This is a genomic window from Nonomuraea sp. NPDC023979 (genome assembly GCF_040639085.1).
Classification (GTDB): domain Bacteria; phylum Actinomycetota; class Actinomycetes; order Streptosporangiales; family Streptosporangiaceae; genus Nonomuraea; species Nonomuraea ceibae.
This window is the reverse complement of record NZ_JBEZZG010000022.1, coordinates 154,852-165,163: the sequence shown is the minus strand read 5'-3', so window position 1 is coordinate 165,163 and position 10,312 is coordinate 154,852. Positions and strand designations below refer to the sequence as shown.

11 protein-coding genes are annotated in these 10,312 nt (G+C 73.0%); 8 read left to right on the top strand and 3 right to left on the bottom strand.

Annotated features, from left to right (window positions below; genetic code table 11):
* Positions 1-96: 96 nt before the first annotated feature.
* Complete coding sequence (gene mnmA / locus AB0G11_RS32010; RefSeq protein ID WP_219501045.1) at positions 97-1,155, bottom strand: tRNA 2-thiouridine(34) synthase MnmA; 1,059 nt, start codon at positions 1,153-1,155, stop codon at positions 97-99.
* Between the two features lie 58 nt (positions 1,156-1,213).
* Between mnmA and AB0G11_RS32005 the strand changes: the two genes are divergently transcribed.
* Positions 1,214-2,245, top strand: a complete 1,032-nt coding sequence (locus AB0G11_RS32005) for a DUF695 domain-containing protein (protein ID WP_357590331.1) — start codon at positions 1,214-1,216, stop codon at positions 2,243-2,245.
* Here the strand turns inward: AB0G11_RS32005 and AB0G11_RS32000 are convergent.
* Positions 2,238-3,401: a cysteine desulfurase family protein gene (locus tag AB0G11_RS32000; RefSeq protein WP_357590329.1), complete on the bottom strand. Its 1,164-nt coding sequence runs from the start codon at positions 3,399-3,401 to the stop codon at positions 2,238-2,240. The two genes, AB0G11_RS32005 and AB0G11_RS32000, sit on opposite strands and share 8 nt — an antisense overlap.
* 54 nt (positions 3,402-3,455) lie before the next feature.
* Here AB0G11_RS32000 and AB0G11_RS31995 point away from each other — a divergent pair, with 54 nt between their 5' ends.
* The 7 genes from AB0G11_RS31995 (at position 3,456) to AB0G11_RS31965 (ending at position 9,304) form a co-directional block, all read left to right on the top strand.
* On the top strand, positions 3,456-3,956 hold the full coding sequence (locus AB0G11_RS31995) for a TetR/AcrR family transcriptional regulator (RefSeq protein ID WP_219501043.1): 501 nt from the start codon (positions 3,456-3,458) through the stop codon (positions 3,954-3,956).
* A gap of 87 nt (positions 3,957-4,043) precedes the next feature.
* On the top strand, positions 4,044-5,231 hold the full coding sequence (locus AB0G11_RS31990) for an MFS transporter (protein ID WP_219501042.1): 1,188 nt from the start codon (positions 4,044-4,046) through the stop codon (positions 5,229-5,231).
* A gap of 92 nt (positions 5,232-5,323) precedes the next feature.
* Positions 5,324-6,244: an ABC transporter ATP-binding protein gene (locus tag AB0G11_RS31985; protein WP_308125623.1), complete on the top strand. Its 921-nt coding sequence runs from the start codon at positions 5,324-5,326 to the stop codon at positions 6,242-6,244.
* Positions 6,241-7,038, top strand: coding sequence for an ABC transporter permease (locus tag AB0G11_RS31980; RefSeq protein WP_357590327.1), 798 nt, complete (start codon positions 6,241-6,243; stop codon positions 7,036-7,038). The genes AB0G11_RS31985 and AB0G11_RS31980 overlap by 4 nt, the downstream gene beginning before the upstream one ends.
* A gap of 17 nt (positions 7,039-7,055) precedes the next feature.
* Entirely contained in the window at positions 7,056-8,171 is a 1,116-nt protein-coding gene (locus AB0G11_RS31975) for a histidine kinase (protein WP_357590325.1), read from the top strand.
* Positions 8,168-8,773, top strand: a complete 606-nt coding sequence (locus AB0G11_RS31970; RefSeq protein ID WP_357590324.1) for a response regulator transcription factor — start codon at positions 8,168-8,170, stop codon at positions 8,771-8,773. The genes AB0G11_RS31975 and AB0G11_RS31970 overlap by 4 nt, the downstream gene beginning before the upstream one ends.
* A gap of 42 nt (positions 8,774-8,815) precedes the next feature.
* Positions 8,816-9,304: an HIT family protein gene (locus tag AB0G11_RS31965; RefSeq protein ID WP_219501033.1), complete on the top strand. Its 489-nt coding sequence runs from the start codon at positions 8,816-8,818 to the stop codon at positions 9,302-9,304.
* 42 nt (positions 9,305-9,346) lie between these two features.
* Here the strand turns inward: AB0G11_RS31965 and AB0G11_RS31960 are convergent, their stop codons facing one another.
* Positions 9,347-10,300 (bottom strand): electron transfer flavoprotein subunit alpha/FixB family protein, encoded by a 954-nt coding sequence (locus AB0G11_RS31960; RefSeq protein WP_219501030.1) that lies wholly within the window; start codon positions 10,298-10,300, stop codon positions 9,347-9,349.
* Positions 10,301-10,312 lie beyond the last annotated feature (12 nt).

Genomic DNA, 10,312 nt, shown 5'->3' with positions numbered 1-10,312 from the left:
GTGGTGGTGAAGTCGGCAAACTCCACTACGCCCGGAGGTCTTCTATGTGATCAATCACCCGCGACCGCGTGTCACCAAGATCTTGGCCAAGTACATCTAGGCGGCCGAGGCGATGGTGGCGGAGCCGATCACCGTGGCGCCCGAGTAGAGCACCGCGGCCTGGCCCGCCGCCACCCCGGTCGCGGGCCGGTCGAGGTCGATGACCAGACCGCCGTCACGCTCCTCGAAGCGGCACCCGTAGACCTCGCCGTGCGCCCTGAGCTGGACGGTCAGCTCGCCGTCGGCCTCGGGGCCGTTCCACACCGGGCGCTCGCAGGAGATCGAGGTGACCTCCAGCGCCGAGCGGGGGCCGACGGTCACCGTGTTGGACACCGGCTCGATCGACAGCACGTAGCGCGGCCGGCCGTCGGGCGCGGGCCGGTCGATGCGCAGGCCCTTGCGCTGGCCGACGGTGAACCCGTGGGCGCCGTGGTGGCTGCCGACGACCTCGCCGCCCTCGTCGACGATCGGGCCCTCGGCCGAGCCGAGCCGCTTGGCCAGGAAGCCGCGCGTGTCGCCGTCGGCGATGAAGCAGATGTCGTGGCTGTCGGGCTTGTCGGCGACGGTCAGGCCGCGCCGGGCGGCCTCGGCGCGCACCTCGGCCTTGGTGGAGCCGCCCAGCGGGAAGATCGCGTGGCTGAGCTGCTCGCGGGTGAGCACGCCGAGCACGTACGACTGGTCCTTGCCGGCGTCGACGCTGCGCGAGAGCACGCCGTCGACGAGCTGGGCGTGGTGGCCGGTGGCGACGGCGTCGAAGCCGAGCGCCAGCGCCCGGTCGAGCACCGCCGCGAACTTGATCTTCTCGTTGCAGCGCAGGCACGGGTTGGGGGTGCGACCGGCCGCGTACTCGGCGACGAAGTCCTCCACCACGTCACGCTGGAAGCGCTCGGCCATGTCCCAGATGTAGAAAGGGATGCCGATCACGTCGGCGGCGCGGCGGGCGTCGCGCGAGTCCTCGACCGTGCAGCAGCCGCGCGCGCCCGTGCGGTGCGATTGCGGGTTGGCCGACAGGGCCAGATGCACACCGGTGACATCGTGACCGGCCTCGGCGATCCGCGCGGCGGCCACGGCTGAGTCGACGCCGCCCGACATGGCGGCAAGCACACGCATTCCCATGACCATCCCAGCGTACTTGCTGTGCGACCCGCGGCTGCCGTCTGGGAGTATCTACGGCATGCGACTGTTCGGGCGCAAGAACGGCGAGGACGACTCCGCCGAGCGCATCGCGGAATTCTGGCGGTGGTGGGAGGACGCCCGTCCCGGGCTCGACGCGAAGGTGGCCGCCGGCGACCGCGCCTCACTCGCCGAGACGCTGGCCCCGGCCGTCAGCGCGCTGCACTCCGGCCTGGTCTGCGAGCTGGCGCCGGGCCGCAACGCCGTCCACGCGCTGGTCGTGACCGCCGCCGGTGACGCCGAGCTGCGGCCGCTAGCCCACCGCTGGGCGCTGGCGGCGCCGCCTGCCGACCTGGTGTGGGAGTTCCACCCGTCGCGGCAGGCCAACCCGCAGGCGGGTGAGCTCACGCTGGAGGCGGGCGGTTACGAGCTCGGGGTGGGCAAGCTGGTGCTCGGGCTGCGGGTGCCGCGCGGCGCGCCCCGGGTCGACGTGTCGGCCTACCACCCGATCTTCGGCGAGCTGGACGACGACGCCCGGCTCGACGCGGCGCTGCTGGCGCTCGACGCGGTTCTCGGCGAGGACGACGTGGCCCGCTGGGTGGGCGAGATCACCGCGGTGACGTCCCAGCCGATCGACGCGGTGCCCGCCGTCCACCTGCCCGCCGTGGTGGCCGACCTGGCCGCGGAGTTCGACGGGGAGCAGTGGGTGGCTCTGGAGGGCAGGACGGCCGGGGGCAAGCCGCTGACGGCGGCGGCCCGCTTCCCGCTGCGGCCGGTCGACTACCCGCTCTACGACGAGCACCTGGCCGTCACCCTGCCCTACGCCGGCCGCGACGCGGGCAAGCTGCCCGCCGGTGACTCCGTCGAGGCGCTGCGCGACTTCGAGGAGCGGCTGTCGCGCGTCCCGGGCGCGTGGGTGCTGGCCGCCCACCTGAGCGCCGAGGGGCACCGGATCTTCCACCTCTACGCCGACCCGGCGGGCGAGGTGCGCGGTCAGGTCGAGGAGCTGGCCGCGACGTGGGGCGAGGGCAAGGCCCGCGTCGACGTCGCCACCGACCCCGCGTGGAGCGCGGTGGCGGCGTTCATCAGCTGAGGCCGGCCCGGCGGGCGCGTTCGACGGCCGCCGGGAGCACCTCGATCAGCCGGTCGACGTCTGCCTTGGTCGAGGTGTGGCCGAGCGTGAAGCGCAGCGAGCCGCGGGCCGCCGCCGCGTCGGCGCCCATCGCCAGCAGCACGTGTGACGGCTGGGCCACCCCGGCCGAGCAGGCCGACCCGGTCGAGCACTCCACGCCCCTGGCGTCGAGCAGCATGAGCAGCGCGTCGCCCTCGCAGCCGGGGAAGGAGAAGTGCGCGTTGCCGGGCAGGCGGTCGTCGGGGTCGCCGTTGAGCACGACGTCGGGGACGGCTCGCCGTACGCGCTCGATGAGGTCGTCGCGCAGGGCGGTGAGGCGGCGCTGCTGCTCGGCCTGCTCCTTGACGGCGGTGCGCACGGCGGCGGCGAGGCCGGCGATGGCGGGGGCGTCGAGGGTGCCGGAGCGCACGTCGCGCTCCTGGCCGCCGCCGTGCTGGACGGAGACCGGGGTGAGGCCCCTGGCCAGCAGCAGGGCGCCGACGCCCATCGGGCCGCCGATCTTGTGGCCGGTGAGGGTGAGCGCGTCGGCGCCGGACTCGGCGAACGACACCGGGAGCTGGCCGACGGCCTGGACGGCGTCGGTGTGGAACGGGATGCCGTGGTCGCGGGCGATCGCGGCCAGGACGTGGACCGGCTGGACGGTGCCGACCTCGTTGTTGGCCCACATGACGCTGATCATGGCGACGTCGTCGGGGTCGCGCTCGACGGCGGCGCGCAGCGTGTCGGGGTGGACGCGGCCGTGCTCGTCGACCGGCAGCAGCTCGACCTGGGCGGCCTGGCTGTCGGCCAGCCACTGGGCCGGGTCGAGGGCGGCGTGGTGCTCGACCGAGCTGATCAGCAGGCGCTGCCGGGGGCGGCGGGCCCAGTAGAGGCCCTTGATGGCGAGGTTGTCGGCCTCGGTGCCGCCGGAGGTGAACACGACCTCGCTGGGGCGGGCGCCGAGCGCGTCGGCGATGGTCTCGCGTGACTCCTCGACGACCCGGCGGACCTCGCGGCCGGCGGCGTGCAGGGAGGAGGCGTTGCCGACCCTGCCCAATTGCTCCGTCATGGCCTCGATCGCCTCGGGAAGCATGGGCGTGGTCGCCGCGTGATCAAGATAGGCCGACGGTCTGCTCACCCGGCTAGGGTATCTCGTTTGCTACTGTACCGTCCGGACGGTACAGTAGACGGCATGAGAAGGGACGAGCTGCTGGACGCCGCAGAGGATCTGCTCTGCGACCAGGGCTCGGCCGCGCTGACCCTGTCCGCCGTCGCCGACCGCGCCGGTGTGAGCAAGGGCGGCCTCCTCTACCATTTCGCGACCAAGGAAGCCCTGATCAAGGGCATGGTCGAGCGGCTGATCCAGGAGTTCGACGATCTCCTGGCCGCCCAGGACGACGCCACCTACACCGAGCGCTACCTCGGCGCCACGCTGGCCGCCGTCCGTCAGGGCAGGCTGCGACGATGGGCCGTCGTCACCGGCGCGTCGGGCAACATCTTCCTGCTCGCCCCGCTGCGTGAGGCGATGGCCCGATGGCACCGCGAAGAGCTCGCCGACGAGCCCGACCCGCTCGCCTCGCAGATCGTGCGCCTGGCCTGTGAAGGGCTCTGGGACGTGGCCAGCCACGAGCCGGAGCTCAACAGCGAGAGCGACCTGAGGGCCCTGGAGGCCCGCCTGCGGTCCATGCTCTGACCTTTCCCCCCTCTCCCTCCCCCCTTTTTCTCCTTTTCCGTTCGTTCCCGCCCGGCTCGCGCGAGCCGGGCTTTTGTGAGGTGCCTTATGACGCGCGACCTGAGGATGGCCCGGTACGGGGCGGTCCTCACCTTCGTCCTGGCCGGTCTGATGGTGGGCACGATGACCGTGCGCATCCCCGCGCTGACCGACAAGCTCCATCTGTCGGAATCCATGGTCGGCACCATCCTGCTCGTGTGGGGGCTGGGCGCGCTGGTGACCATGCAGTCGATGCGCCGCGTCATGGCCCGCGCCGGCAGCCGGACGGTGTTGCGCGTGGGCGGGCCGCTGACCGCGCTCAGCCTGGTGGGGGTGGCGTTCGCGCCCGACCTGCCGGTGCTGCTCGGCGCGGTGACGGTGTTCGGCATGGCGTTCGGCATGGTCGACATCGCCATGAACGCCCAGGGCTCCACGGTCGAGCGCGCCTACGGCCGGCCGCTGATGAACGGCATGCACGCCGGCTGGTGCGTCGGCGCGATCGCGGCGGGCGGCGTCGGCAGCCTGTCGATCGCGCTGGGCCTGTCGTTCACCGCCAACGTGGCGCTGGTCGGCCTGCTCGCGCTGCCCGTGATGATCGCCGTCGGCCGGACCTACCTGCCCGAGGCCCCCGTCGCCGAGGGCGCCACGGCGGCCCGCCGCCGCATGCCGCCGGTCGTCTACCTGCTCGGCGCGCTGATGTTCTTCGCGTTCATGGTCGAGGGCACGGTCGCCGACTGGAACGGCCTGTACATGCGCGACACGATGGGCGCCCCGGAGGCCGTGGCCGCGCTCGGCTACCCGATCTTCGAGCTGGGCATGCTGATCGCCCGGCTCACCGGTGACCGGCTGCGCTCCCGCTTCGGCGTGCGCGGCATGCTGACCGTCTCCGGGCTGGCCACGGCCGGGTTCTTCGCCGTCGTGCTGGCCGCGCCCGCCGCCGTGGTGGCGCTCGGCGCGGTGTTCTTCGTCGGCCTCGGCGTGGCGACGATCTCGCCGCTGACGCTCTCGCTGGCCGGCACCGCCACCCCCAACCCGGGCCCGGCGATCGCCCAGGCCGGGGCGATGGGCTACGCGGGCCTGCTGCTGGGCCCGGTGGTGATCGGCTTCCTGTCGGACGCCACCTCGCTGCGCACGGCGCTCGGCCTGGCCGTCGTGCTGGGCCTGCTGATCGCGGGCGCCGCCCGGTTCCTGCCCCGCCGGGAGAGCGCCGAGATCACCCCGCTGCCCACCAGGACCGAGCACGCGGCGGCCGCATGACAAATGTCACCGTCTGACCCCGCGATCCTCCCGGGAGATCGCTGAGAACGCACACTGCCGGGCGGGCCCCTCCGCCCGGCAGAGTGAGGTCCGTGAACACGACAGCGATCGAGGTGCGGGACCTGCACCAGAAGTACGGCGACTTCGAAGCGGTCAGGGGAATCGGCTTCGAGGTCGGCCGCGGCGAGCTGTACGCGCTGCTCGGCACCAACGGCGCGGGCAAGACGACCACGCTCGACGTGCTGGCCGGCTACGCGCCGCCGACGAGCGGCCAGGTGCGCGTGCTCGGCCACGACCCGATCGGCGAGCGCGCCGAGGTGCGCCACCGGATGGGCATCGTGCTCCAGGAGGCGGGCTTCTACAAGGACCTCACGGTCGCCGAGACCGTCGACGCCTGGCGCCGCTGGACCCCGAACGCCCTGCCCAGGGGCGAGGTGCTGGAGCGGGTCGGGCTCCCCCACCGGGCGGGCGTGCGCGTCTCCCAGCTCTCCGGCGGCGAGAAGCGGCGCCTGGACCTGGCGCTGGCCGTGCTCGGCCGGCCCGAGCTGCTCTTCCTCGACGAGCCCACGACCGGGCTGGACCCCGAGGCGCGGCGCAACGTGTGGGAGCTGATCCGCGACATGGTCGCCGAGGGCACCACCGTCCTGCTCACGACCCACTACCTGGACGAGGCCGAGCAGCTCGCGCAGCGCCTGGCCATCATGCACGGCGGCCGGATCGTCACCGAGGGGTCGCTGGCCGACGTGGTCGGCGGGCGCGGCACCCGTGTCACGTTCCGGCTGCCCGGCGTCCTGCCCGGCGACCTGCCGTACGTGCCGGGCACGGCCGGGCGCTCGGTGACGCTGAGCGGCGATGCGTACACGGTGGAGACCCACCAGCCGCAGGAGGACCTGCGGGTGCTGCTGAGCTGGGCGCACCAGCACGGCAGGGAGCTGGACGGCCTGGAGGTCCGCAGGCCGACGCTCGAAGAGATCTTCCTTGAGGTGGCAGCGGCGGAGAGGGTGGCGGCGTGAACTGGTTGTCGATGGTGTGGGCGCAGGCGCGGCTCAACCAGACGGTCCTGCTGAGGCAGCGTGGCATGGCGTTCACGGTCCTGCTGCTGCCGCTGTTCCTCGCGTTCGTCTACACGGGCGGCCCGCAGGGGGCCGAGATGGTGAACGGCGTGCCGGCCGGGGTGTTCGCGGCGGTGGGCGCGATCGCGGTGGTGCTGCCGTTCTCGTACATGACGATCGCCACCGCCGTGGTGGTGCGGCGCGAGGAGCGCGTCTACAAGCGGCTGCGCGGCAGCGCGCTGCCCACCAGCGCGATCTTCGCCGGTGACATCGTGCACGCGACCATCCTCGGGGCGGTCCAGGCGGTGATCATCCTGGTGTTCGCCATGGGCGTGGCCGGCGCGCCGATGCCGAGCAACATCCCGCTGCTGCTGCTCGCGTTCCTGCTGGGCGCCGCCGTGTTCGCCGCGCTGGCGATCGGCACGGCCGGGCTGATCCCCAACTACGAGGTGGCCCAGCTCGTGGCGCTGCCCGTGCTGTTCGTGAGCATGTTCGGCGCCGGGCTCATGTTCCCGGTGAGCGTGCTGCCCGAGTGGGGTCAGCGGGTCGCCGAGATGCTGCCGCTGTCGCCCATCGTGGCGATGATGCGCACCGCGATCCTGGGCCGCGACTTCGCCGCCGACGCCGCCCCCGCCGTGGGCTTCCTGGAGTCGTTCCAGGTGTCGGCCGTCGCGATCGGGATCGGCCTGCTGTGGATCGGCGTCGGCCTCTGGTCCACCCGCCGCTACTTCCGGTGGGATCCGCGCCGCGCATGACCGTCATAATGCGACGTGTGAGCACGCCCGTCGTCAGCACCAGGGTCATCGCCGGCGTGGCGGTGGCCCTGTTCGCCGCTCCCATGGTGTTCTCCCTGGCGTCGGCGGTCGTCGCCTTCTCCACCGGCACCGCGGGCCGGTGGTGGCCGCTCACGCTGGCGATCCTGCTGGTGACGCTCCTCACGGTCAGCTACGCGCGGGTGCTGTGGGCGGCCTTCCTGGGCCGGCTGACGTGGCGGCACCGCCTCGACGTGGCCGCGATCGCGGTGATCGCCTACGGGGTGCCACTGTTCGCCGGGGCCGGCTGGATCGGGCTGCCGATGGCGTTCATCTCGGTGGCGTCCGTGGTGTTCGTCCGGCCCGCCGTGACCTGGACCGTCACGCTCGCCGCGATCGCCGTCACGCCGGTGCTCATCCTCCTCATCGGGGTGCCGCTGCCGGTCGCCCTGCTGTACGGGCTGCTGGCCATGCCGACGATCGCGCCGATGACGTACGGGGTGGCCTGGCTCTGCCGCCTGATCGACGACCTGCGCGAGGCGCGGGCCGAGCTGGCGCGGCGGGCCGTGGACGAGGAGCGGCTGCGCTTCTCCCGCGACCTGCACGACACCCTCGGCCACACCCTGCACGCGATCGCGCTCCGCGCCGAGCTCGGCGAGCGGCTGGTCACGACCAGCCCGGAGCGGGCCGGCGCGGAGCTGGCCGAGATCCAGCGGATCGCCCGCACCTCCGTGCACGACGTGCGCGAGCTGGTGCGCGGCTACCGGGCCACGTCGCTGGCGACCGAGCTCGACGGCGTCGCCGCCGTGCTCGGCGCGGCCGGCATCCGCTGCGACAAGCCCGAGCTGCCCGCCGAACTGCCCGGCCACGTGCACGCGCCCCTCGGCTGGGTGGCGCGCGAGGCCGTCACCAACGTCCTGCGCCACAGCACCGCCACCTGGTGCGAGGTGACCGTCCACACCGAGGAGGGCAGCGTGCACCTGGAGATCGTCAACGACGGCGGCCCGAGCACCGGCCGCTTCAGCCGGGGCAACGGGCTGACCGGCCTGGCCGAGCGCATGAAGGCCGCCGGCGGCGCGCTGGAGGCCGAGTGCGGCGGCGGACGCTTCCGCATCACCGCGTCGGTGCCGCTGTGATCAAGCTGCTCCTCGCCGAGGACCACCACCTGGTACGGGGCGCGTTCGTGGCACTGCTGGGCACCGAGCCCGGCATCGAGGTGGTCGCCGAGACCGGCCGCGGCGACGAGGCCGTGCGCCTGGCCGTCGAGCTGCGTCCCGACGTGGCCATGCTCGACATCGACATGCCCGGCCTCGACGGCCTGGCCGCGGCCGAGCTGATCGGCGCGCAGGTGCCCGGCTGCCGCATCGTCATCGTCACCGGCCACGGCCGCCCTGGTTACCTGCGCCGGGCGATGGCGGCGGGCGTGCGCGGCTTCGTCGGCAAGGACAACCCGGCCACCACGCTGGCCAAGGTGATCAGGCAGGTGCACGACGGTGGCCGCTACATCGACCCCGAGCTGGCCGCCGACGCGCTGTCGAGCCAGGAGTGCCCGCTGACGCCCCGCGAGCTCGACACGCTCCGCGCCGCCTCCAGGGGCGCGCCGGTGTCGCGGATCGCCCGCCAGCTGAGCCTGTCGGAGGGCACGGTGCGCAACTACCTGTCCTCGGCGGTGACCAAGCTGGCCGTGGAGAACCGGCACGCCGCCGTCCGCCGGGCCCGGGACCTCGGCTGGCTCTGACACGACCGCCGGCTTCGTACGGTCGTTGGCTTTAATGTGATCATGGAGAGAAACGTCCGCTTCGACGTCGACGCCTACGTGGCGCGCGTCCGGTCCTCGCCGTGCTTCATCTGCGCCATCGTCGCTGGCGACCCGGCCTACGACGCGGAGGAGATCGTCTACGAGGACGAGCACCACCTGGCGTTCCTGAGCCGCTACCCGACGGTGCCCGGCTACGTGCTGGTGAGCCCCAAGGCCCATCTCGAACACGCGGTGCGCGACCTGGACGAGGACGCCTACCTGGCCCTGATGCGCGTGGTCAGGAAGGTGGCGCTGGCCGTGGAGGCCGTCGTGCCGTCGGAGCGCACCTACCTGCTGACGCTCGGCAGCCAGCAGGGCAACTCCCACCTGCACTGGCACATCGCGCCGCTGCCTCCGGGCACCCCGTACGAGCAGCAGCAGTTTTACGCGCTCATGTCGGAGAACGGCCTCATCCCATGGGCCCGGGAGCAGGCGGCCGACCTGGCGCGGCGGTTGAGAGAGCACCTGTGAGCGAACCGGCGGGCCCCCAGGTGGGGAGCCCGCCGGGTCCGGTCACTTGCGCTTGTTCACCTCTTCGGTGAGCTGCGGGACGATCTGGTGCAGGTCGCCCACGATGCCGTAGTCGGCCAGCTCGAAGATCGGCGCTTCCGGGTCCTTGTTGATCGCGACGATGGTCTTCGCGGTCTGCATGCCGGCCCGGTGCTGGATGGCGCCCGAGATGCCCGCGGCGATGTAGAGCTGCGGGGACACGGTCTTGCCGGTCTGGCCCACCTGGAACTGGTGGGGGTACCAGCCGGCGTCGGTCGCGGCGCGGGAGGCGCCGACGGCCGCGCCGAGCGAGTCGGCCAGGCCCTCGATGACGGAGAAGTTCTCCGCCGAGCCGACGCCGCGGCCGCCGGAGACCACGATCGCGGCCTCGGTGAGCTCGGGGCGGGCGCCCTTCTCCTGCTTGACGCGCTCGACGATGCGGGCGGCCTTGGCGGAGTCGGTCAGCGCGACCGACACCTCCTCCTCGGCACCGGCCCCGGCGGCGGCCACGGGGGCCGTCGAGTTGGGGCGCACGGCGACGATCGGGGTGCCCTTGGCCACCTTCGCCTGGACGTTCACGCCGCCGCCGAAGATCGACTGCTCGGCCACGAAGCCCTCGCCGAGGCCGACGGCGTCGGTGATGACGCCCGAGTCGGTCTTGACGGCCAGCCGGCCCGCGATCTCCTTGCCCTCGGCCGTGGCGGCGACCAGGACGGCGGCCGGCGACTGGGCGGAGACGAGCTGGGCGAGCAGCTCGGCCTTGGGCGCGACCACGTAGCCGACGATCTCCTCGGAGCCGGCCACGTAGATCTTGTCCGCGCCGTATTCGGCGAGCTTGGCCTTGGCCTCGGCGGTGGCGCCGGGGCCGGCCCAGACGGCGGACGGCGAGCCGAGCGAGCGGGCGAGGGTCAGCAGCTCCAGCGTGACCTTCTTGACCTCGCCGTCGACCTGCTCGACGAGAACGAGAATCTCCGACATATCAGTAAAACC

Bases quoted from the DNA above. Each gene is read 5' to 3' on its own strand.
- mnmA (WP_219501045.1), bottom strand. From the start codon at position 1,155: ATGGGAATGCGTGTGCTTGCCGCCATGTCGGGCGGCGTCGACTCAGCC.
- AB0G11_RS32005 (WP_357590331.1), top strand. From the start codon at position 1,214: ATGCGACTGTTCGGGCGCAAGAACGGCGAGGACGACTCCGCCGAGCGC.
- AB0G11_RS31995 (WP_219501043.1), top strand. From the start codon at position 3,456: ATGAGAAGGGACGAGCTGCTGGACGCCGCAGAGGATCTGCTCTGCGAC.
- AB0G11_RS31990 (WP_219501042.1), top strand. From the start codon at position 4,044: ATGACGCGCGACCTGAGGATGGCCCGGTACGGGGCGGTCCTCACCTTC.
- AB0G11_RS31965 (WP_219501033.1), top strand. From the start codon at position 8,816: ATGGAGAGAAACGTCCGCTTCGACGTCGACGCCTACGTGGCGCGCGTC.
- AB0G11_RS31960 (WP_219501030.1), bottom strand. From the start codon at position 10,300: ATGTCGGAGATTCTCGTTCTCGTCGAGCAGGTCGACGGCGAGGTCAAG.